Origin of the sequence: Spirillospora sp. NPDC029432, from assembly GCF_040703975.1 — a bacterium.
Classification (GTDB): domain Bacteria; phylum Actinomycetota; class Actinomycetes; order Streptosporangiales; family Streptosporangiaceae; genus Spirillospora.
This window is the reverse complement of record NZ_JBEZWH010000009.1, coordinates 111204-133725: the sequence shown is the minus strand read 5'-3', so window position 1 is coordinate 133725 and position 22522 is coordinate 111204. Positions and strand designations below refer to the sequence as shown.

Sequence of the window (22522 nt, the reverse complement as noted above, 5' to 3'; positions counted from 1 at the left end):
CCGGCCGGTCAGGCGTTCACCCGGCCGGTCAGGCGTTCACCCGGCCGGTCAGGCGTTCACCCGGCCGGTCAGGCGTTCACCCGGCCGGTCAGGCGTTCACCCGGCCGGTCAGGCGATCGTCCGGGCGGTCAGGCGGAACGTCCGGAGCGTGCGCCGGGTGCCAGCGCCCGGAGCATGATGTGCGGGCGCAGCAGGCGGGCGGGGCGGGAGTGCTCCATCGCCTCCAGGAACGCGTCCGCCAGCAGCTTGTCCTGGTCGGCCCGCCGGATCACGCGCCGCAGCGCGGCGGTCGCGAGCCGGGTGGCCGGCGTCGAGTTGGCGGTCGGGTTGAGGAGCCTGTCGAGAAGGACGTTGAGCTGCCAGGCGCCGCGGGTGATGCGGCCCGCGCCGTGGTAGAAGCGCTCGGCCAGGTCGTCGGTGCCCCCAGTGCCCCCGGCGGCCTCGTCGAGGCAGTGCCGCAGGTGGAGGGCCAGCTGGGCGGCGATGATGATCCCGGTGCCGTAGACGGGGTTGAGCGCGCAGAGCGAGTCGCCCGTCGACAGCAGGCCCTGGGGGTGGTGCCGGACCTTGCTGTACAGGCGGTGATGCCCTGCGGCGAAGTGGTAGGTGGAGATGGGACTCAGCGGCTCGGCGTCCTGGACGGCCTTGGCCGCCTCGTCGGGCAGCAGCCGGCAGGCGTACTCGAGGAACTCATCGCCGTCGCCCGGTGGCCGGGTGTCGCCGTAGCAGGTCTGGGATACGACCCATGTCCCGTTCTCCTGCGCGGCCAGGACCAGGCCCCGCCTCGAGTCCTGGCGGGGCGCGACGAAGGTGTAGCTGACCGGGGGCTGGACGGTGCGCATGCGGAACGTGCGGCTCGCGTAGCGGACGCCGACGGTCATCTTCTGCTCGGGCGGGCAGGGATAGCCGAGGCTTTCGAGCCACGCCCGGCCCCGCCCCGTCCGCCCGATGGCGTCGACGACCAGGTCCGCCTCGATGCACTCCGGCCTGGCCGCGCCCGGGTCGTCCAGGGCGCCCAGGTGGCTGACGTGAACGCCGGTCACCCGCCTGCCATGGGGATCCTGCAGTACCCCTGTCACCTGGCATCCGCTCAGGATCCGCACGCCCGGAGCGTTCAGCACCCGGTTGCGCAGGTGGTGTTCCAGAAAGGGGCGGCTGGCCGACACGACGCGCCGGTCCAGGGAGGGCCGCCACGTGACGCCGAGCACCTCCATCCACATGTCCCTGGCCGACGCGTGGTGAGCGCCCTTGCTCACCAGGGCGTCGGACAGGCCGGGGCACAGGCGCTCGACCACGTCGTCCAGCCGGAACAGGGCGTGGACGTGGGGGCCTTGGGGCACGCCGCGCCGTGCGGCCATGCCGCCGTCCAGCCGGTCTCGCTCGATGAGGGTGACATGCCGGTACCTGCCGGCCAGCGCGCACGCGGTGAGGAGCCCGGCCATGCCGGCACCGCACACCACAGCGTGATCACCGTGCGTCTTCATGACGCTCTCCCGCCGCCTTTCCTGTCGGACTCGGGGATGCTCGCCATGCGAGCCGCCGCCTCCCGGCCGCTCGCCGCCCGTCCCGGGCTCATGCCTCGCCGCGGGCCGGAGAGGGGACGGGCACGTCGGGGACCGGGAGCGTGGGGGCGGGCTCGTAGAACCGGCGCACCCAGCGCCGCCAGGCGGCGATGCCCTGGTCGCCGTCCGCCAGCCGCGGGCGGTCGAGGAAGATCTTGTGCGTCCAGATGACGATGTCGTCGCGCAACCCGCGCTGGACCCAGCCGTCGATCGCGCGGGTGAGCGCCGCCGCCATGACCCTGTGGGCCGGCGCGCCGGCGAGGGCGAGCGGGCCGCGCGGTTCGAGGGCGGTGCTGGTGCTCACCAGCAGCCGCACCTGCCCGGGGCGGGCGGGCGTGGCGGCGATGTTGAGCCGCACGCGCACCGGCCATTTGACGGGTTCGAAGTCGATGACTAGCAGGCCCATCCCCCAGTAGCGGAACGTGAAGTGGACCTCGACCGGCGGGCGCCCCGGGATGGTGACCACGCTGGCGCGCAGCCTGCCGCTCGCCCGGTGGCCGTCGGTGGTGAAGCCCTCCACCACCTCGGGCCGGACCGCCTTGTGGACGGTGGTGAAGTGGCCGAGGTCGACGCTGTTCTCGCCGACGTCCTGCAGCCTGATCCGCTCCAGGTAGGAGGTCCGGACCGGGTACGGGTAGGCGCCGGGCAGATCGTCGGGCTCCCACTGCGGGCCCAGGCCGCCGGGGTGGAGCCAGGCGAGCACCAGGCCGCCGGCCTCGCGGGACGGCCAGGTCGTCAGGCCCACCTTCGGCGGCTTGGCGCCGTTGCCCGTCGCGGTGCACGCTCCGCCGGGCCCGAAGGCGAACCCGTGGAACGGGCAGACGATGTCCTCACCGCGCACCTGGCCGCCGTAGCCCAGATGGGCGCCGAGGTGCGGGCAGTACGGTGAGACGACCCTGATGAGCCCGCGGCCGGTCCGATAGACGACGACGTCCTCGCCGCCGATCTCGGAACGGGCCACCGTGCCCGGCCGGATGTCCCTGCTGAACGCCAGCGCGAACCAGCCGGCGGGCCGGTCCTTCTCCACCTCGGCGCGTGAGGCCATGCCGTCTCCCCATCTCCGGTCAGCCGGACACCCTGAAGTTTGCTACTCTGAGTAATAGTATATCACCCAGAGTGATCGATTGCTCTAGTGCGTGCAATGGGAAGGGCAACTCGGGGACTCCGTTCCCCGGAGCGGCCTCTCTGCGCGGCCGCTCCGGGAGCAGTCGACGTTCCGGCAGGGCAGGCTCTGCCCGGCCCGGTCAAGGAGGCGCGCATGCTCCGGTCGAGAGAACGCATCCCCTCTTCCTCGGGCGGCGTCCCGCGGGCCCCGGGCGGCCTGCCCCTGGTGGGCCACGGCGCCCGCCTGCTGCGCGATCCGCTGGGCTTCCTGAGCTCGCTGCCCCGGCACGGCGACCTCGTCCGCGTACGGATCGGACCGTCCTGGGTCGTCGTCATCTGCGATCCGGGCCTGGCCCGGCAGGCCCTGCTGAACGACCGCGCGTTCGACAAGGGCGGCCCCCTCGTCAGCCGCGCTCGCGAGATCATCGGTAATGGACTTCTCACCTGCCCGCATCACGACCATCGCCGGCAGCGGCGGCTGATCCAGCCGGCCTTCCACCGCGACCGCATGCCGGGCTACGCGCACGTGATGAGCGCCCAGGTCGCGGACGCGATCGAAGGCTGGGCGGAAGGCCAGGTCATCGACGTGCCGGACGCGATGTACGCGATCGCGGCGACGATCACCGTCGAGGCGATGTTCTCCAGCGGCCTCCCGCGGGCGGAGGTCCGCACCGCGATCGGCGATCTGACCACCGTCGTCAGGGGGATGCTTCCCCGGATGCTGATGCCCGCGGCCGCCGGCCACCTGCCGACACCGGGCAACCTCAGGTACCGCCAGGCCAGTGCGCGGCTCCGCGAGGTGGTCGACGGCATCATCGCGCGCCGGCGGGCCGGCGGCGCCGACCACGGGGACATGCTCTCCGCGGTGCTCGCCGCCTGCGACGTGGACGGGGAGGCCGAAGGGGAGGGCCTGTCCGACGCCGAGGTCACCGACCAGGTCCTGACGATCTTCGGCGCGGGCACCGAGACGACCGCGGGCACCATGGCCTGGGCGCTGCACCTGCTCGCACTCCACCCCGAGGCCGAGCGCCGGGTCCACGAGGAGGTCGACGCGACCCTCGCGGGCGCCCCGGCCGCCCCCGAGCACCTGCCCGGGCTGGCGGCGACCGGCAACGTCGTCACCGAGGCCCTCCGGCTCTACCCCCCGGTATGGATCGCGACCCGTACGCTGACGTCCGGCATGGAGCTCGGCGGCCACCGTTTCCCGTCGGGCACCGTCTTCGCCTACAGCCCCTACCTCCTGCATCACCGGGCCGACCTCTATCCCGATCCCGAGCGCTTCGATCCCGCGCGCTGGGGCGAGAGCGCCCCGCAGCCGCCCCGCAACGCCTACGTCCCCTTCGGGGCGGGTGCCCGCAAGTGCATCGGCGACCAGTTCGGGATCATGGAGGCCACGCTCGCGCTCGCGACCATCGCGGGCCGCTGGCGCCTGGAGCACCTTCCGGGCCCCGCCATCCGTCCGGTCCCCGGCATCACCCTCTCGCCCCGCGGCCTGAGGATGCGCGTGCTCGCACGAGATTGACGGCGGACGGGCACGGCGCCGCTGCGGCGGCGCCGTGCCGGTGGACCCTCGCCCCGCCGGCGCGTGCCGCCGCTCGTGCGGTGATCCCGGCGCGTTCAGCAGGTGCGGTCGGTCGCCATCCGGGTGAGGTCGCGCAGCCAGAGCGCCCCGGTCGGACGGAGGCCGGCCGCGGCCTGTGCCGCGAGGGCGAGCGCGGCGCGGTCCGCGATGAGCCGCTCGACCGCGGCACGGGCGCCGGTGGCGGTCAGCACGTCGCGGATCTGCTCCGCCTGGTCGTCGGTCAGGCGGGGATCTCCGAACAGCCGGTGCAGGCGGCGCCGCTGGGGCTCGGTGGCGCGCTCGCGGGCGATGGCGTACAGGACGGTGTGCTTGCCCTCGCGCAGGTCGTCCAGGCGCGACTTGCCGGTGGCCGCCGGATCGCCGTACACGCTGAGGAGGTCGTCGCGCAGCTGGAAGGCCTCTCCGAGCGGCATCGCGCAGGCCGAGAGGGCGCGCAGCTGGGACGCGGTGCCCCCGGCGAGGACGGCGCCGATGCGCAGCGGATGCTCGATCGTGTACTTGGCGGTCTTGTAGCGGATGATGCGCCAGGCGGTGCCGGTGTCGGCGTCGGGGTTCCTGGCCGAGGCCACGTCGAGGTACTGGCCGACCAGCGTCTCCGTGTGGAGCAGGCCGAACACCGGCCAGAGCCGGGCGAGCTGGCCGGGGGTGACATCGGGCGCCTGGAGGATCTCGTACGACCAGCCCAGGGCCAGGTCGCCGAGGAGGATCGCGGCGCTGGTCCCGAGCGCGTCGGCGTCGGGGTGGGCGCGGTGCCGGGCGGCGAGCGCGCGCTGGGCGGTGCGGCGGCCGCGGCGGGTGTCGGAGTTGTCCATGACGTCGTCATGGATCAGGGCGGCGGTGTGGAACAGCTCCAGTGCGGCGGCGGCGCGGAACACGGCGGGAGGCGGGGGCAGGTCCGCCACGGCGTACCAGCCGGCCACGCACAGCCGCGGGCGGATGCGCTTGCCGCCCGCGGCGAGCATGTCCCGCAGCATGCCGATGAACAGCGGCAGCTCGGGCAGGTCGGGGGCGGCGTGCTGGTGCTCGTCGAGGAAGTCGTGGATCACCTGGTCCACGGCGGTGCCGATGGCGGCCGGGTCGGGGGGAGTGCGGGGCGCGGAATCGATGATCACGGCTGCTGCTTTCGGGCTGGGTCGCTGGGGACCGGGGCTTCCAGGGGGCGGTGTCCGCGCTGCGAATCCGTGGCCTGCGGCCCTCGCCGGACACTTCCGGCATCGGGATCGACTCGCCTCCCGATGCCGATCGGGCCGTCAGGATATACTGAAAGTAATGAATCCTCACGGAGAGTGATTGGTTGCCGATCGTCGATCGGTGCCTCACTCGCGTTCCCGCGCCCACATCCAGGCGAGTTCCGGGTACGGCGGCGGGGTCAGGTCCGCCGGGTCCCAGACGGTGGGGGTGTCGGACACCACGAGCGGCGGGGACTCCAGGTCCTGCCGGCCGGCGGCGGTGTCGCGTTCGAGGTAGCGGGGGCTGATCAGGCTCCAGTGCAGCGCCGCGGGCAGCCATTGCGGCAGTGCCTTGGCGTAGTGGGCCACCGCGGGACGGGGATCGGCCAGCAGGCGATCGCGCAGGCGCAGGGCCAGCCCGGTCATGCGCTCGTACAGGTCCACGACCTTCAGCGCGGCCTCCAGGACATCGATGTCGTGCATGCGGGACAGCACGGACACGAGGTTGACGTCGGCCTGGGCGGTGGGGGACTCCTTGGCCAGGCTCGCCAGATCGTTCAGCAGGCCGGGAGCCAGGAGGGTCGCGTGCGTGAAGGCCCGGATCGTCGGCTCGGCCATGATGTCGGGGCCCATCGGGTAACCGGCCGGGGGACAGGTCGTGGCCGCGAGTATCGCGGTGCCGAGTTTGGCCCAGCGCATCCGCAGCCACTCGCCCATGCCGGGTGCGTCCGCTCGGTGCTGCAGCGCGTACTTCCACAGCTGGCCGTGGAACCAGGCCAGGTTCGTGGAGCAGAACGCCTCGAAGGCCGCCGGGGTCAGGATGCGCCTCAGCCGTTCGAGGCTGTCTCGCATGGCGTTCAGCCAGGGGTCCTCCGGGGACGGGACGCAGCCCGGCTCGGAGAAGACGCGGCTGGCCTCCGCCACATGGGCCATGAGGGCGGCGGGGTCGGCGGAGAGGACGTCCAGGTGGTCGTCCCAGGGGATCCCCCAGAGGTTGTAACAGGCGAACGCCCTGATGAACGGCTCGGACACGTAGGGCGACCCGGCGCCGATGAAGTATCCGATGCGCATGCGCAGTTGAGGGTCGCCCTCGCGGTAGAGCCCCTGCTCCAGGGCCCATCGCGCCGCGTGGTCGTCCAGTTCGCCGGTGACCGGATGCGTCTTCAGCGGAACGGGACAGAACACTTTCAGCTCTGTCATTCCCACGCCCGCCCACGTGTTCGCGATCGCGGAGCCCGGCCGTGCGGCCGGAACGGCCTCGGACGAGGTGTGCGAGGTTGGCATCAAGCCGTCCTTTCCTTCTGGTGCGGGGGTGGCGGCGGGGTGACGACGGAACCACCGTATAGGCGATGGTGACTCTGAGTAAGTGACATTAACGTTGCGTATCTGATCGTGCCTCTGTCGCGAGTGCGCATGGACCGGCGGACCGCCTCTGGTCCGCCGGCGGAGGCGATCGGAACCGCGGTGGTCACGGAGACGGCGGGCGAGAGCCGGTGAGGAGAGAGATGGCGGCGCACGGTGGTCGGCGGTTGTGCGCCGCCGACCGTCTCACGATCACGATGGTGGCCTTCTTCATGGTCATCGCGTTCACCATCGAGCTGTACTTCATCGTCCATCACCGGGACATCCGCCAGCGGACGGACCTGTTCGCCCAGATTTACGAGCTCTATGGGAGGGGCGACGAAAGTTACTATGGCCGTGGCTACGTGGCGCTCCCGCTGGCGTTCACGACCCTCAATGTCTTCGTCACCCAGACGCTCAACGCCCTGCTGATATGGGCCATCGCGCGCCGCCGCCATTACCGGCATCCGCTCCAACTCGCGGTGTCGGCATATATGTCGGCCTTCGTGATCCTCTATCTCTGGACCGCGCACGTCTCGGGTTACCAGGGGATGGCGGAGAAGACGTTCTGGGGTTATGTCATCGTCTACGCGCCCCAATTGCCGTGGTTGGCGGGTTACATGTTCCTGGCGTGGCGGTCGTTCACGGTGATCGTCCAGAACTCCAGGGCCGCCGGCCGCGACGTCGGCTGACCGCCCGCCCGCGTTCCGCCGGGATCCCCGAGCGGGGGAGTGCGATCAGCCGTGCCGCGGCTGCAGAGTGATCTCGATCGGCCGGCTGGGAACCAGGGACAGGGTGACGCGCGGCCTGATCGGGGGTTCGCCCTCGCACTGCCGCAGCACGGGCCGGCACCGCTGCAGCAGGGTGCTGAGGATGAGGGACGCTTCGAGGTAGAAGAGGTTCTGGCCCAGGCAGGAGTGGTGACCGGCGCCGAAACTGAGGAACGGGAACGTCTTCGGGTGCAGTGCGCGCCGTTCGGCGACCGCCTGCTCGGAGAAGCGCCCGGGATCGAAGCGTTCGGGATCGGGCCAGACCGAGGGCACCCGGTGGGCCAGGTACGGGCTGACGATGACGCGCTCCCCGGCCTTGATCGGTACCCCGTCGATGACGTCGTTCCCGAGGGCCCTGCGGGGGAGGATCCAGACGGTGTAGACCCGGACCAGCTCGTCGAGCAGCATCCGGGTGAAGGCGAGCCGGCGGATCTGCTCCAGTGTCGGAGTCCCGGCGCCCACCACCTCGTCGATCTCCGCGTGGAGCGCTTCGGCCAGCTCGGGCTGCCGGTCGAGGACCACCCACAGCCAGCTGAGCGCTTCCGCGATGGTCTCGGTGCCGGCCACGACCAGGCTGACCAGCTCATCGCGGATCTGCCGGTCGTCGCGGCCGAGCTCGGCCAGCATCGAGGCGACCCCGAGGTCGACGTCCCGTTCCCGCCGCACCCGCCGCACGATCGGCATGATCATGTCGTCGGCGGCGGCGACCGCCCTGTGGAACGCCCGGTCGCCCGGGAGGGGGATCCACTGCGGCATCCACGGTGCCGCCAGCCGTGGCAGCAAGGCGGTCGTGGCCGTGCGCAGCGCCTCCCCGACGAGCTCGCCGACCGTCTCGGCGTCGGCGGCCGTGATGGCGTCGCCGAAGAAGATCCGGTTGACCGCGCGGTGGAGGATCCGCGTCATCTCGGCGTAGCTGTCGAGCACCTGCCGCCCGTCCGAGCCGCGCTGGACGAGCTCGGTGACGGCCTCGGTGATGACGGGGGCCCAGTCGGCGTACGTCCGGGTCACGTGCCGGCCGGAGAAGGTCGGCTGCAGGACGCGCCGCGCCTCGGCGTGCTGCGGCCCCTCGCCGCCGATGCCGTACCCGAACAGGCGGCTCATCGGCTTGCACGGCATCTCCTGGCGCGGATAGTTCCCGGCGTTGTCGCGCAGGACATGGTTGACGTGCTCGGGGCGCGTGACCAGGTAGGGGCGGACCAGGCCCAGGTTCACCCGGGTGATGGCGCCGTCGTGTTCGTCGACGATACGGGTGAACGCCTGGAGCGGGTCCTGGACGAGCTGCCGGGCGATGCGGCGGAAGGGGACCGTCTCCGCCCCACGCGAGGGGTGACGGTGGGGACGCTGCCCGGACGCGGTGGTGGAAGGCATGGGGACCCTTCGGTGAGCAACGGTTCGCCCGCCCGGATCCGGTGGCTTCCGGGCTTCCCTGCCATCCGAGAGTAACACGTAGAGTAGCGAATATTAACCCTGAGTAATAATGGGGTGTGCTGCCGGGAAAGGTCGCCCGGCCCGCCGACGCTCGGGAGGCGACGATCTTTCGTTCCTTCCCGGAGACGGACTCGGCAGAAGCGATCAAGCCTCCGGAAGGACACCGAGTCGGGTGAGCAGCTCGCGGGCGATCGGAATCCGCTTCCCGGCGTCGGCGTCCTCGACGATGTCGATGGTGAGCGCGAAGGAGTAGACATGGCCGTCTCGCTCGACCCAGCCCGTCCACCAGCCGATGTCCGGCGTCGGCCCGTCCGCCCAGCCGGTCTTGCCGAAAAGCGCGTAACCGTTCCGCTCCTCCATCTTCACCAGATCCCGCACGGTGCGCTGATGGCCCGCAGAGGCGGGCAGCGCGCCACGGGCCAGCCGGGCGAGGAACGCCGCCTGCTCGGTCGCCGAGATCTCCAGCGGGCCGTGCAGCCAGAAGGGGCGGGTCTCGGTGCCCACCTCGCGGTCGCCGTACGCGAGCCGGTCGAGCCACTGCTTCTCCCGTTGCAGCCCGATCCGGCGGGCGAGCGTCTCGTAGACGGCGACATTCGAGATCTTGATGGCGTCGCGCATGCTCATGTCCCGTTCCCACTGCTCGAGCCGCTGCGGCCGCCCGCCGTAGGGGATCACCTCGTTCTCGTCCCTGACCACGCCGGTCTCCAGCGCGATCAGGCTGTGCGGGATCTTGAACGTGGAGGCCGGCAGCCGCCGCTGCTCGGCCCGCCGCCGGTCGACCACCGTACGTTGGTCGCGCTCCACGTCCAGAAGCGCGAAACCACCCGACACCCCTGCACGGCGGAAGACGTCCTGGAGATCGTCGCGCACGACCGGGGCCGCCCGCGGCGTCGCCGGCCCTCCGGCGAGACCCCGCCGCTCCGGCCCCGACTCGCATCCCGCCCCGCCGAACGCGACGAGCGCCACCAGGATCCCGATGCTCAGTAGCCCCATGGGACGGCGTTGGCGTGTCACCCTGCCCTGCGTTCCGCGCAGGCTCGCTGACCGGGAATCCTCGGGCGGCATCTCACGGGTCGTCATTCGCGCTCCTTCAGCTCGTCTTTCCCAGAGCCCGCGCGAGCAGGGCCGCGGTCTTCGCGAAGACGCCGTTGTCGATCGCGGCGCCGGGATCGTTCCGGTTGGTGTAGACGGCGATGATGATCGGGGCCCCGGACGGCGGCCACGCGATCGCGATGTCGCTGCCGGGCGCATACGCCCCGGCACCGCCTCCGGTCTTGTCACCGACCGTCCAGTCCGGGGGAGTCCCGCGCGAATGCGTTCGAAGCCGGTGATGCTGGCTTTGAGCCAGTCGTTCAGTCGCGCCCGGTCCGGGGCGGTGAGGGCGGAGCCGACGGTGAGCGCCCGCAGGTCACGCGCCATGAACGCCGGCATGACGGTGTCCCGCTTCTCGCCCGGCTCCCAGTCGTTCAGCTCCGGCTCCCACCGGTCCAGCCGGCCGACCGGGTCGCCCAGCCCGCGGTAGTAGCGAGTCATTCCCGCCGGCCCGCCGATCTGTTCGAGCAGTACGTTCGCCGCGGTGTTGTCGCTGACGGTGATGGCGGCATGGCACAGCTGTGCCACCGTCAGGCCGTTCTCGACGTTCTCCTCGGTACCGGTGATCGGTGACGGGGCGACCACCTCGTCGCGGCTCCAGCGCAGCGTGCGTTCCATCAGGCCGGGATCCGTGGTGCGCGCCTTGTGCAGGATGGCTCCGCACAGGATCGCCTTGAAGGTGGACCTGCTGGGAAAGCGCTCGTACGCGCGGTGGCCGATGGTCTCGCCGGTCCCGGTGTCGATCGCGAACGCGCCGATCCTGCCCTGGTAGGAGGCCTCCAGCCGCCGGATCTCCTGGAGCGCCCGGGCCTTGGCCTCACCGGCCGCCGTCACGGCGGGATGCCGGGACGTGTCCGCGAACGCGGCCGCCGTACCGTACGCCGTTCCGGCGAACAGGATGGAAGCCGCCAGTACGGATGATCCGACCTTCGTCCGGTAGCTCCGGTCCTTCAACGCCACTCGAACACCTCTCGCCGCCTGCTTGGAACCTCTGGAAGATCATTATCAGAACGCGCCGATCCCAGCACGCAGCCTGTTTCCTTCACGTTTCCGCACCACCCTGGGGGCGGCCGCGAGCTAATGAACCGCTGATAACCGCCTAATGGGCGCTGGTCGTGAAACCACCCAATACGACCGGCGTCCGAGCGCGGCCCCTCGCAGGCCATTACTCCAGCGAGCGGCTCTGCGTAAGGCGGAGGCCGGGCTAGGCCATGTTCGTCGTGGACGCCGCCGCGTGCGCGCCGGATGACGGATCCTGGAATGGCACTGATGGCAGGCGGGGACGGGGAATCCGATGCGTGGCAGGGTGCGGGTGGACGGCGATGTCAGCGGCCAGATGGTCGTCGGTGACCGGAACGTGGTCATCAACGCGAACGGGTCCACGGTGTCGGTCGGAGCGGGGAAGGCGCCACGGATCCGGTCGCGGCGCAGGCCCGCCCACGCGGACGCGCTGGAGCCGGACGGACGGCTCGTCGGCCGGGAGCGCGAGCTGGCGGAGGTCACGGCCCGGCTCCGCCAGGGACGGCCCGTGGTCGTGCACGGGGCGCCCGGAGCGGGCAGGTCGGCGTTCGTGCGTCAGGTCGCGGCGGCGTGGGACACGGATGTGGTGCTGGTCGCGGGGGCCGGTCAGGCGCCCCAGGACGTCCAGCAGCGCCTCTTCGAGCTCTGCTACGACGTGGAGGACTACCGGCCCGCTCCCGGGCGGCTTCGCGGGCTGATGGAGTCGATCCAGGCGCTCATCGTCGTGGACGACTTCTCCGGGAGCGACAAGGACCTCGCGGCCCTGGCGGACACCGTCCGGGCCGGCCGGCTGCTGGTGAGCATGGCCGGCCCCGTCCAGGACGGGCGTGCCTGGCCGCTGGAGCTGGGCGGGCTCACCGAAGAGCACGCCCTGGCGCTGGTCACCGCCCGGCTGGGGCGGGAGCTGGACGAGTCGGAGATCGACGCCGTCTGCTGCGTGTACGAGGCGTGCGGCGGGCATCCGGGCACGATGGTGCAGGCCGCGGCGGCGATCGAGGCGGGCCGGGGCGAGGCGCTGGGGACCGATCCCGCCGTGCTCCGGGACGCGCTGGTGGCCGGGCTGGACGCGCCCGCCCGTGCCGCGTTGGAGGTGCTGCGGGCCCTGCCCGGCGTGCCGGTCGATCCGGAACTGCTCAGGGCGCTCGGTGGCGGGTCGGCGGACGCCGCCGAGCTGGAGCGGCTCGGCCTGGCGGTGCCCGGGGCCGGAGGGCACATGCTCGCCGCGGGGTTGGAGACGGGAGCCGACCCGGCCGGGTACGCCGAGGCGCTCATCGAGTGGGCGCGGACGGCGCCGCCGCGCAGGACGGCCGCCGCGGGGCCTGTCGTGCTGGCCGTTCTAGGCGCCACCGCAAGGCGCGGCGACGATGAAAACGCCTGCCGGCTGGCCAGGGCGACCGCGCCGGCGTTCAACCGGGCGCTGCGGTGGGGGACGTGGCGGCGGGTGCTGCGCGTCGGCCTGGAATGCGCCCGGCGGATCGGATCGGCGGCGGACGTGGAGTACTTCGAGCACGAGGACCGGGCGCGGCGCTGCGCGCTGGGCATGCTGGCGGGCCTGGCGGCGGGCACTGCGGCCGGCGGCGCGGCGCTGGCCGTGCACGGTGCGGCGGCCACCGGCGCGAAGGCCTCCGGCGCGGCCGCACTGGCGCAACCGGGCATCGTCGTGGCGGTGGCCACCGCGCTGGTGGCCGCCGGGATCGCGGGCCTGGTCGCCATGCGCGGCCAGGAGCGTCCGGCGTCCGCTCCGGCCCCAGCCCCGGCGCCGTCCAGCGCGCCGTCCGCGCGGCTTCCCGAGCCGACCACGGCCTCCCCGGCCAGAACGTCCCGTTCACCGGAACCGCAGGGGCCCGCGCGGGTCGTCGCGCGCCCGTCGACGGTCGGCCCGGGCGACATGCTCACGGTGACGGCGACGGGGTTCGCGCCGCGCCGGCCGCTCAACTTCGAGGGGCTCGCCGCCCTGGACGGCGGCTCCGAGGGGATCCGGCGCGCGACGACCGACGACCGGGGTCGCGCCGAGATGGCGGTCAAGGTGCACGCGCCGCCCGCGGGCCGCTACCGCGTCCACGTGTACGACGTCCTCACCCACCTCACCCCCGGCACCTGGGTGGAGGTCGAGGGCCCGGGCCGCGGCACGGGCCGCGAGGGTGTGGAGTCCACCCCGCCGCCCGAACCGCTGGAGATTCTCGTCCGGCCGCTCACGCCCGTGGCCGGGCAGGAGTTCATGGTGATCGCCTCCGGTTTCCAGGGGGAGGAGCCCGTGCGCATCCAGGGCCCGGAGTTCGACATCACCGCGACCGCCGACGACAGCGGCCTGGTCCGCGCCGTCGTGCGGGCCCCGTCCGACGCGGGCACCTACCGGCTCACGGCGACCGGCGCCCGAAGCGGGCGGTTCGTGGGGCGGGAACTGCTCGTCAAGTCCGAATCGTGAGAGAGAGGTACGACCATGGCAGACGGAGACGACTACGACGTCCACATCGGCGGGCCGGTGTCGGGACAGGTCGCGATCGGACGGAACAACACCATCGCGTCCACCACGACCGTGGACGTGCCGGCCCTCACCCGGTTCACCGAGGCGGTCGCGCAGGCGCTGCCGACCCTGGAAATGGACGGCGAGCAGCGGGAGCGGGCGCTCGACCTCATCGACGAGATCACCCGGACGGCCCGCCATCCCCGGCCCGACCACGCGAGACTCCGCGAACTGGGCCTGTCCCTTCGGACGATCCTCGAGAGCGCCGCGGGCAGCGCCCTCCTCCCCGCCCTGCAAGCGCTCTGGCCTTGATCGCAGCGCCGGTTGGACCGCGAGCGGGCGGAGCGGCCGCCTGCTGATCATTCGAGGTTGGTGTGGCGCTCCTCCATCTCGGCCTGGTCGATGTCGATCAGCCGCTGGATGGTCAGGACGACGCTGTCGAAGAAGAGGTAGGACATCTGCTCGAAGAGGGTGCCCATGAACTGCTCGGTGTCGGCGGAGTTGTAGCCGTCCTCCCCTTCGGGGAGCAGGAGCACCAGGTCCGCCAGCCGTGCGAGAGGGGAGCCGGAATCGGCGGTCACGACCGCCAGCGCCGCGTCGTTCTCCTTGGCGGTCCTCGCCAGCGCCAGCACCGTGCGTTTCGAGCCCGACCCGCTGCACGTCACCATGAGGTCGCCGGGACCGATGCTGGGTGTGGTGACGTCGCCGGCGACATGGGTGGGGAGGCCCAGGTGCATCAGCCGCATGGCGAACGACTGCACCGCCAGGCCGGACCGCCCGGCCCCGGCCACGTAGACGGTCCCGGCCGCGCGCAGCCGTTCGATGAACCGGACCGCGTCGTCGCCGTCGGTCCGCCTCAGCGCGCTTCCGGTCTCGGTGAGCACCTGGCCCAGGCTGTCCTCGAATATCGTCTTGGCCTCTTCCCGGTCCATGCCGCCGCCCCCCTGGACGATCATCGATGGTCGTAATTGGGCTATTACGTCCTGTCATGATGAGTCATTTTCCTTGACTGGCGACGTGACAGAAGTGATGTATATGCCCATGAGTAAGCAGGATGTAGCGCCATGGTTGCATTGCGTGACAGATCTCCTTGGGGCAGGGTGGAGCACCCCGAAGGGATCTCGGCGTCTCAAGCGCGGACCTGGGCGCCGTATCGAAATCGTGGAGGCAGGCGATGACGGGCGGATCACAGGCGCCGAGGCCGCATCGTGCCTCGGAAAGCACTCCGGGACGACTCCCGCCGATCTTGACAGTGACCAATACAAAAATGGGGTTCGGCATCCCGGAACTGAGCGAATGGATAGCCACGCTGTTGCCAGACGCGGATCGGCTGGCGCGGGCAGGCCTGATGGTGCTGGCGCCGTTCCCCGCACTCCAGGAGGTCGGCCGGCTCCTGGCGGGCAGCGGCCTGGCCCACGGGGCGCAGAACCTCTGGCCCGATTCGCCCGCCTGCACCGGCGAGGTCTCCGGGACGCTGCTGGCCGGGCTCGGTTGCGCCTACGCGATGGTCGGCCACGCCGAACGCCGCCGCATCATCGGCGAGAGCGACTCGCTCATCGCCGCCAAGGCCGCGTCCGCCGCCGGGGCCGGCCTGGTTCCGGTGCTGTGCGTCGGCGAGGAGCGCCTGGGAACCGTCCCGGAGGCGGTACGCGCCGTCGCGAGCCAGGTCGAACCCGTCCTGGAATGGCTGCCTAGCGATGCCGCGCTCGCCGTCATGTACGAACCCGCCTGGACGATCGGCGGAGACCGCGCCGCCGATTCCGGGCGTTTCGTCGCCGTCGCCGACCTCCTGTCCCGGCTGACCGCCGAGCGCACCGGCCCGGTCCGGTTCCTGTACGGCGGCGCCGTCACCCCCGGAGTGTTCACCCGGCTCGCCGCGGCCGCCCGGCTCGACGGCGTCGGACTCGGCCGCGCCGCCTACGACGCCGCCATGCGCCGCGAGGTGATCGCTGAAGTCCTCGACCGGCCGCCGGCCTGAAACGGCCGGACCCGAGCCCCCTCCGAAGGAGGCGATACGGATGACTCCCGACGAACTGCTGACCACGACCCGTTCGGTACGGCTCGGCCTCGACTTCGAGAAGCCCGTCGACACCGGAGTGCTACGGGAGTGCGTCGCCCTGGCGCTCCAGGCGCCCAACGGCCACAACGACCAGCTCTGGCACTGGATCGTCGTGACCGACCCTGGCAAGAGATCCGAGCTGAGCGGCTGCTACGCCCAGGCGGCCCGTCCCGTCATCGACGACATGGGCAGGGACCCCGCGAAGGCCCGCCTGCACCGGGCCTCGGCCCATCTGGCCGACCACATGGCGCGAGCTCCCGCACTGGTCGTGGTGTGCTTGCAGGTACCGCCGGAGGCGCTCGCCGAGCAGTTCACAGCCCTCGGTTACCGGACTCCGGTGGAGCACCTCGCGAACTCGGTCTACTACGGCTCGGTCTGGCCCGCGGTCTGGAGCTTCATGCTCGCACTGCGCAGCCGCGGCCTCGCCTCCGCCGTCACCGCACTGCACCTCGCGGCCGAATGTGAAGCCGCACGCATCCTGCAATTGCCGGACGGCGTCACACAGTGCGCACTGCTGGCCGTCGCCCACCCCAAAGACGGGGTCTTCAAACGCGGCCCGCGCAAACAGGCCGAGGAGGTACTGCACTGGAACACCTGGCAATAGCCGAGCCCGCTCCACGCATCGAGCGCACCGATCGGGTGCCCTATCTGATCCTGAACGGCACGCTCATCGCTTACAGATCGCCGCGCCGTCGCCGCTCGGCTTCGATCTCATCAGCGAGAGCTGATCGCTCGGCTTGATGCTGGGCGAGAAGCTCTGCGCTGTATTCTCTCCATTCGTCCTCCTGGGCCGCGGTCATCTGGGGTCCATTGATTTCGGATTCGATATCCGGGTGGGCATCGTGAAATCGTGCGAACAGCAAGCCCATCTCCAGGCTGTGCCGCCGGTTGAGCTCAATGCGTCGCGGATCCATCGCCGTCACGCCTCCAACGATCCTCACGGAGTGCCAACTGGTCGGGCACCGCCAAGGCTATTAGCGTGGAGTCGACCGGTTTCGGGTAGACGTTCGCCCAAGGTCTTCAAGGTGGCTCGGCAAGCCGCTCCGGAGCCGCGTCGGGCCTTCTGGGTGTCTGGCCTTCGGCGGTCAGCCGGCGGGGGTCCAGCCGGCGGCTGTGGCGATGCTGTTCAGGCGCCGGGCCACGGTGGCCGGGTCGGCGACGGTGACGGTCAGGCCGGGGTGGTGTAGCAGCCGGAGTGGATCGAGACCGGTCACCGGGGTGTGGAAGCGGACGCAGACGCCTTGTGCGGTGCTGGTGCCGAAGGTGAGTCCGCGGTCGGCCAGTGAGAGGTGCGGGCCGATGACCTTCCATGCGGCGTAGGGACCGGTGGTCTCGGCTCCTGCCACGTTGTCCAGCGGTGTCCGTACCGTCCAGGGCCCGAACCGGACGTGCAGCCCGGCAGGTGCAAGGGTCAGGTGGCAGGTATCAGGCCGGATCCCCAGTATCGACAGCCAGCGGGCGAAACGGTGGTCGAAGGCGAAACCGTACCGCTCGACATCGGATTCGGTAGGCATAGGGTCCCTATCTGAGCCGCGAGGTGTGGTCGGCGGTGAGGCGGTCGTGGGCGGTGTCGTCAGCGCACCCGCATCCCGGACTGCGCGTCGTAGGGGCTCTACACGGGCTTGTCATCCGGGGCCTGCCGTCGCGTGGCGAGTGCGGCCGTCGTCAGCGCCTCCATGCGCCGGCACGCACGTGCGTAGAACCTGAGCTGTGTGGCCCGGCCGAAGAGGATGAAGCCGAGGCGCACGATGGGGTTCGGGATGGGCGCCCGTTGTGAGAAGCCGTGCAGGTGGAACTCCACCTCGCCGGTGTCGAGCCATTTGCGCACTTCCTGGTCCATCTGGCCGCGTTCGAGATGCCCCTGCAGCGTCCGGTAGTTCCAACCCCACACCCGTGCCCGGCGCCCGTCCTGCTCGATGATTCCGTCGACGACGTCACCGACGCGGAGGCCGAGGTAGAAGCGCAGCCCGTAGAACCGGCCTTCGAGCAGCATGTTCCGGCCCGGCTCCGGAGCCCCCGAACGGCAGATCTCCCGGATGATGCCCGGGTCGGCGTACTCATAGTTCCGTGCCAGCCGGCAAGCGATCTCCCAGCTTCCACCCGGAACGGGCGGGCCGGGCGGCTCCGCGGGCAGCGGCTGCCGGTAGTCGTCGACATGCCAGCCGTCTTCCGGGCGGGTCATGTCGTGCCGGCCCGGATCGAAGTTGAGAGGGAGTCGATGCAGGCCGGCGTGCCGCCGCCGCATTCGCCGCTGGATGCGGGTGCGCCGACTCATCGGGCCGTTCTCTCCGGCCGGCGGTGCCGCTCTGAGCGTGCACCATCGGCACGGCGGCGGGCCACGCGCTGGGCGGCGGCGTAGGCCGGGCCGCGCACCTGCTGGAGCAGCCCCGCCGGAAGCAGGCCCTGTACGGGATTGCGGGCCGGATCGAAGCGCATCGGTTCGCTGCCATCGCTTCGCGCGGGTCCCTGCAGCCGCAGTTCGCCGAATCGTTCCCACGAGCCGAACTCGGTCGCCACCACTAGATCCAGCAGCGCCGGCGCCTCCTCCAGAGCGCGCGCGAGCGGCGCGAGACCGGCCGGTACGATCCGGCCCCGCCGAGCGACAGCACCCAGCAGGACCCGGCGGTCACCGGCCCGGTACGCGAGCAGCGAGCCGTAGAAGGCAGGGCTCCACCTGGTCGCGGGCCGCAACAGGTGGCGGCCCAGCCGGGTATGCCCCGTGGTGGCCAGCAGCAGTTCCCCGATGGCCTCCGCCTCCGCGTCACCGGACCGCGGTTGCCGCCATCGCAGCGCCAGACCCAGCACGTCCGGCAACGCGGGCGGCAGGCCCAGCGCTCGGGACAGCCGTACTTGGCCCCGCAGTTCCGTGCGGTCGTCCAGGAACGGGACCCCCCAGTACCGGGACGTCCCGTGCAAGGTCAACGTGGCTTCGACCACCAAGCCCTTGGGGTGCAGGGGCCGGTCGCGCAACCGTGCCGCCAGAGCGGAGGCCCGCGCGAACGCCGCCGTGACCGCGCGGGCGAGGCGCCGCTGCCGCCCGGGCCCGGACGGCTCCGCCCGTTCGGTCTGGACTTCCACGTCACCGATCACGTGACCGCCGGAGAGCTCGGCGACCCGGGTGCAGAAATGCGTCCACATATGAAGCTGCATTTCCTTGGCGATGCCCAGCTTCGCATAGAGGAATTCGGCCATCCGGTCCCCGCTCCGCGCCCACGACTCGATCGTGAACACCAGGTCGCCCTCCCGGTCGTCCCTCGCCCGGAACTCGATCTCCCCGGCCTCCAGGTGGCCGCGCAGCGTCGCGAACCTGAAGGAGACCGCTGTACGTTCCACCACCCGGACCGGGCAGTTCCAAGGCCCTGGCATGTGGACGACGTACTCGTCTCCCGCCTCCAGCGGGTCCGAAGTCCTCGAGGTCTTGTCGAAAACGGCGACCTCAACCGGTGATGCGGCGTTGAGGTCGTCACCCAAACGCGTGATCAACTGCGCGGCTGTCAGCGAGCTTCCGGAGACGCGGACCGTGTAACGCCGCTGGTAGGTCGGCCCGACACCCTGCCGCGAATTCTGCACCCGGCCTCCACCGCGATGCGGGATCCGCTCGAGTTCCGAGACCGCCCTTGTACGCAGCCGACGCCGAGAGACCCGGCGAGAATGCCGCAGCCACCGCCACCCGGCGATTCCAATGCCCGCGGGCCAGCGCACCGCACGTGCGCGCCGCCGCCAACGTACTCGCACGGCGCCCCCCGATGCCGCCGATCGTTTCCCCGCCGCACTGCAGGTCCGTACCCCCTTTGACCAGGCCGAACCGCTACACCGAGCTGGGGCGCGGAACCCGGCGCCGTCCTCCGAACCAGGTGGACGCTTGGGCAGGCCGTACGGGCTGCAACCTCGCCAGGTCCCGCTGCCGTACGGCCAACGGGCGAGACGCCTCAGCTCCGCCGGACGGGTTCGGGGTCGGGAGTGCCGCCCGATGTGGACGTCGTGGTCGTCTCCGACTGCCGCGGTCCTGCCTCTCTGATCATGTGGTGCCGGGGCCGACAACGGTGAGCTGCTGCCGGATGGTGCGTCCGCTGCGCTGGCCGGTCACGGTGAGCGGGTACTCGCCCGGCTCGGACGGGGCCTTGGCCGTCAGCCGGACCCGGCCCTGGTCGTCGGCCACCGGCGCGGCTCGGGCCCGGCCGTGGGCGGCCTCGGTGACGGTGATCCCTGGACCGTCGAGCTGCACCGGCTCTCCGGGCTGGAAACCGGAGGCGTCGACGGCGAAGTCATGTCCGGCCTCGGGAGTCGGCGGATCGACGTCCATGTCCAACGGCCCGGGCGGCGGAGTGGACTCATCGCGTTCGGCGCCGGTGCCCGCTCCGGCGTCGGTGCGCCGGTCCGCGCCCTGGACCCGTACCCAGGTGCCGGGAGTGAGGTGGGTGAGGACGTCGTAGACATGGATGCGGTACCGGCCTTCGGGCGGCGCGTGGACCTTGGTCCGCATCTCGGCGCGGCCCTGGTCGTCGGTGGTGGCGGGCCGGACTCCGCTCCAGCCGCCGTCGAGAGCGGCCAGGCCCTCGAAGTGCAGCGGCTGGCGCGGCCGGAAACCCGTCGCCGTCACCGTGACCATGTCGCCCGGCGCGAGCACCGACGGGTGCGCGCCGACCTGCCCCGGGCCCTGCGGGGCCGGTGAACGAGGAGTCCTCGTCGGGGCGGCGCCGGTCGGCGCGGGATGCCGGGCCGAGGGCACGCTGGAGGCCACCGGTTCTGGTGCCGACACCGGGTCCTGCTGATCGCCACGGGTGGCGACGGCGCCCGCGACCGCGGCCGCTACCACCGCGGTGGCCACTGCCGCGATGATGCCCGGATGCGCCAGCGCGGCCGCGCCCGACGCCTGCGCACCGGAGGTCGCCGCACCATGCACCGCGAGCGTCGCGCCGCCGGCCGCGGCCCCCGCCGTCAGGCCGGCCAGCATGCCCAGCGCGCGGCGCCTCGCCCGGTCCTCCTGCTCGAAGTACTCCACATCGGCCGCCGACCCGCTCCGCCGGGCACAGTCCAGACCGATGCTCAGCACCCGCCGCCAGGTGCCCCACCGCAATCTCCGGTTGAACGCGGGCGCGGTGACCCTGGCCAACCGGCAGGCCGCCGCATCGTCGCCGCGCTCCGCGGCGGCGGTCAGAACGGCCAGCACGACCGGCCCCGCGGCCGCCGTCGTGCGCGGCGCCGCCGCCCGCGCCCATTCGATCAGCGCCTCGGCATATCCACCCGGGTCGGCTTCGCCCTCCAGGCCCGCGGCGAGCAGGTGACCACCCGGCCCGGCCACGGCCAGGCCGAGCCGTTCCAGTTCGGCGGCATCGGCCGGGCCATCCGCCAGGACGCCGAGCAACTCGGGCCCGACCGGCACACCGGGCAGGGCCCGCAGAACCTGCAGCGCGGCCCGGGCTTCGGCGTTCAGCCCGGCCACCAGCGCCCTGCGCAGCATGACCGGGTCGCTGCCCAGCGCCTCGGCCCGCCCCGCCTTCAGCGCCGCCGCGGCCTGCACCAGCATGCCCGGATGTCCGTGGCAGGCCTCGTACACGCAGCGGGCGGCATCCCGCTCCGGCTCGTCCAGCTCCCGTCCGAGCCTGGCGGTGACCAGCGCCAGAGCGTCCTTCTCAGCGAGCCCGCCCAGCTCCAGCGGCCATATGCTCTCGTCTTCGACGGCACCGGCCGTGTTCACCAGCAGCCGGCCCTGCGGCACCGTCTCGGCCAGGTCGGCGAGGTCCCTGGCCCTCCCCGCGAAGTCGTCCACGACGATCAGCGCCTGAATCGAGCTCATCAGCTCGCGAAGCCGCGCGGGAGCGGGCCGGTAGTCCTCCACGTCGTAGCAGAGCTCGAAGATCTGCTGCACGACGTCCTCACACGCCTGACCCGCCCCGCTGATCCACACCACGTCGCCGTCCCACACCGCCGCGACCTGGCGCACCAGCGCCGACCCGCCCACGCCCGGCGCGCCGTGCACGACCACCGACCGTCCTCCGCGGAGCCGGGACGCCACCTCTTGCAGCTCGCGGTCCCGTCCGACGAACCGGTCGTCCGGATCAGGCGCGTGCGCGTGGGCCGGTTCGGTCCGGGACCGGATCCGCGGCGCCTTCCCGGCTCCGATCGACACCGTCGACCCGTGCGCGTTGACGACCACGTTGCGGTCGCCGACGACCATCTGGCCGCTGACTTCCCCGTCCACCCGGACCCTGCCACGCATCGGCTCCCCGTCCCGCGCCTCACCAGTGCCGTTCCAGGGTCCGTCACCCAACGCGCATGGATCTGTACGATGAGAAAACATGGCCGGGCCCGGCCTCGGCCGGACACCAGGCCGCCCGCTGGGGTAAGAACCCGAGCTCACCACCAAGCCGCCCGGAGCCACCGCCATTCTGGGCGGCGAGGTGCGAAGCCGCGACCGGTCCGCGCTGCCTGGGCGGCGGGCCCCTGCCCTGCGAGGGCGGGGCAGGTCGGCGCACCCGGGCGGCGCGTGCTGTGTCCGGTCGTCAGTGAACGGTGAGCCGGTCAGTGCGGGTCACCGTCGCGGCGTCTAGGGCGGCACCCGCAGCCTCCAACTGCAGCCCCGCACCGCCGCCGATCGTCGGCAGCTGCGGTTGCTTGTCTCGCCGCGCACGGTGCTGCGCTGGCATGCCCGCCTGGTGCAACCGGTGCGTTCACGGTGAACTGGTCGGTGTGGGCACCGGGTGGCGCCCTCGACGGTGTGGAAGATTCTCAAGGACGCCGGTATCGGCCCCGCGCCTGCGCGAGCCGGGCCGAGCTGGCGCCGTTCCTGGCCGGCGTGGCCGCGCACCCGTTGGGGGACTGGGTGGCTCGGCAGGCCCGCAACCTGCTGATGGACCTGGGGCGCCGCGCGCCAACGCGATCACCGAACGCTGCGCCGGCAGTGTCCGCCACGAGTGCACCGACCGGAGGC

At 71.9% G+C, this 22522-nt stretch carries 18 protein-coding genes; 6 read left to right on the top strand and 12 right to left on the bottom strand.

Going from position 1 to position 22522, the window contains the following annotated elements; translation table 11 throughout:
* Positions 1-128: 128 nt before the first annotated feature.
* Positions 129-1484, bottom strand: coding sequence for an FAD-dependent oxidoreductase (locus AB0881_RS09935; protein ID WP_366615810.1), 1356 nt, complete (start codon positions 1482-1484; stop codon positions 129-131).
* Between the two features lie 88 nt (positions 1485-1572).
* Positions 1573-2607 carry a Rieske 2Fe-2S domain-containing protein gene (locus AB0881_RS09930; protein WP_366615808.1) on the bottom strand — a complete coding sequence of 345 codons (1035 nt, stop codon included), beginning with the start codon at positions 2605-2607 and terminating at the stop codon, positions 1573-1575.
* A gap of 213 nt (positions 2608-2820) precedes the next feature.
* Between AB0881_RS09930 and AB0881_RS09925 the strand changes: the two genes are divergently transcribed.
* On the top strand, positions 2821-4188 hold the full coding sequence (locus tag AB0881_RS09925) for a cytochrome P450 (RefSeq protein ID WP_366615806.1): 1368 nt from the start codon (positions 2821-2823) through the stop codon (positions 4186-4188).
* A 95-nt stretch (positions 4189-4283) separates the two neighbouring features.
* Here the strand turns inward: AB0881_RS09925 and AB0881_RS09920 are convergent, their stop codons facing one another.
* Both AB0881_RS09920 and AB0881_RS09915 read right to left on the bottom strand, forming a co-directional pair.
* Positions 4284-5360 carry a polyprenyl synthetase family protein gene (locus tag AB0881_RS09920; RefSeq protein WP_366615805.1) on the bottom strand — a complete coding sequence of 359 codons (1077 nt, stop codon included), beginning with the start codon at positions 5358-5360 and terminating at the stop codon, positions 4284-4286.
* Between the two features lie 204 nt (positions 5361-5564).
* Positions 5565-6617 carry a hypothetical protein gene (locus AB0881_RS09915; protein WP_366615803.1) on the bottom strand — a complete coding sequence of 351 codons (1053 nt, stop codon included), beginning with the start codon at positions 6615-6617 and terminating at the stop codon, positions 5565-5567.
* A gap of 305 nt (positions 6618-6922) precedes the next feature.
* Here AB0881_RS09915 and AB0881_RS09910 point away from each other — a divergent pair, with 305 nt between their 5' ends.
* Positions 6923-7450 (top strand): emopamil-binding family protein, encoded by a 528-nt coding sequence (locus tag AB0881_RS09910; protein WP_366615802.1) that lies wholly within the window; start codon positions 6923-6925, stop codon positions 7448-7450.
* A 45-nt stretch (positions 7451-7495) separates the two neighbouring features.
* On the opposite strand, the gene AB0881_RS09905 is transcribed toward AB0881_RS09910, so the two are convergent.
* Entirely contained in the window at positions 7496-8896 is a 1401-nt protein-coding gene (locus AB0881_RS09905) for a cytochrome P450 (RefSeq protein WP_366615801.1), read from the bottom strand.
* A gap of 204 nt (positions 8897-9100) precedes the next feature.
* Positions 9101-10882, bottom strand: coding sequence for a class D beta-lactamase (gene blaOXA, locus AB0881_RS09900; protein WP_366615899.1), 1782 nt, complete (start codon positions 10880-10882; stop codon positions 9101-9103).
* Between the two features lie 460 nt (positions 10883-11342).
* Here blaOXA and AB0881_RS09895 point away from each other — a divergent pair, with 460 nt between their 5' ends.
* The gene (locus AB0881_RS09895) at positions 11343-13493 is read left to right on the top strand and encodes an ATP-binding protein (RefSeq protein WP_366615800.1); all 2151 of its coding nucleotides are present in this window, start codon (positions 11343-11345) and stop codon (positions 13491-13493) included.
* A 15-nt stretch (positions 13494-13508) separates the two neighbouring features.
* Complete coding sequence (locus AB0881_RS09890) at positions 13509-13844, top strand: hypothetical protein (RefSeq protein ID WP_366615798.1); 336 nt, start codon at positions 13509-13511, stop codon at positions 13842-13844.
* A 47-nt stretch (positions 13845-13891) separates the two neighbouring features.
* Here AB0881_RS09890 and hxlB read toward each other — a convergent pair whose 3' ends face one another.
* Entirely contained in the window at positions 13892-14488 is a 597-nt protein-coding gene (hxlB, locus tag AB0881_RS09885) for a 6-phospho-3-hexuloisomerase (protein WP_366615797.1), read from the bottom strand.
* 218 nt (positions 14489-14706) lie between these two features.
* Here hxlB and AB0881_RS09880 point away from each other — a divergent pair, with 218 nt between their 5' ends.
* On the top strand, positions 14707-15510 hold the full coding sequence (locus AB0881_RS09880) for a triose-phosphate isomerase family protein (RefSeq protein WP_366615795.1): 804 nt from the start codon (positions 14707-14709) through the stop codon (positions 15508-15510).
* Between the two features lie 40 nt (positions 15511-15550).
* Positions 15551-16195, top strand: coding sequence for a nitroreductase family protein (locus AB0881_RS09875; protein WP_366615794.1), 645 nt, complete (start codon positions 15551-15553; stop codon positions 16193-16195).
* A 70-nt stretch (positions 16196-16265) separates the two neighbouring features.
* Here AB0881_RS09875 and AB0881_RS09870 read toward each other — a convergent pair whose 3' ends face one another.
* The 5 genes from AB0881_RS09870 to AB0881_RS09850 all read right to left on the bottom strand — a co-directional run bounded on the left by AB0881_RS09870 (position 16266) and on the right by AB0881_RS09850 (position 21811).
* Positions 16266-16514, bottom strand: a complete 249-nt coding sequence (locus AB0881_RS09870; protein ID WP_366615792.1) for a hypothetical protein — start codon at positions 16512-16514, stop codon at positions 16266-16268.
* Between the two features lie 162 nt (positions 16515-16676).
* A complete protein-coding gene (locus AB0881_RS09865) occupies positions 16677-17105 on the bottom strand; it encodes a hypothetical protein (protein ID WP_366615790.1) in 429 nt (142 codons plus the stop codon).
* 98 nt (positions 17106-17203) lie between these two features.
* Entirely contained in the window at positions 17204-17866 is a 663-nt protein-coding gene (locus AB0881_RS09860) for a DUF1990 family protein (RefSeq protein ID WP_366615789.1), read from the bottom strand.
* A complete protein-coding gene (locus tag AB0881_RS09855) occupies positions 17863-19161 on the bottom strand; it encodes a DUF1990 family protein (protein ID WP_366615787.1) in 1299 nt (432 codons plus the stop codon). The genes AB0881_RS09860 and AB0881_RS09855 overlap by 4 nt, the downstream gene beginning before the upstream one ends.
* A 448-nt stretch (positions 19162-19609) precedes the next feature.
* Positions 19610-21811, bottom strand: coding sequence for an AAA family ATPase (locus AB0881_RS09850; RefSeq protein WP_366615785.1), 2202 nt, complete (start codon positions 21809-21811; stop codon positions 19610-19612).
* Positions 21812-22522: the final 711 nt, after the last annotated feature.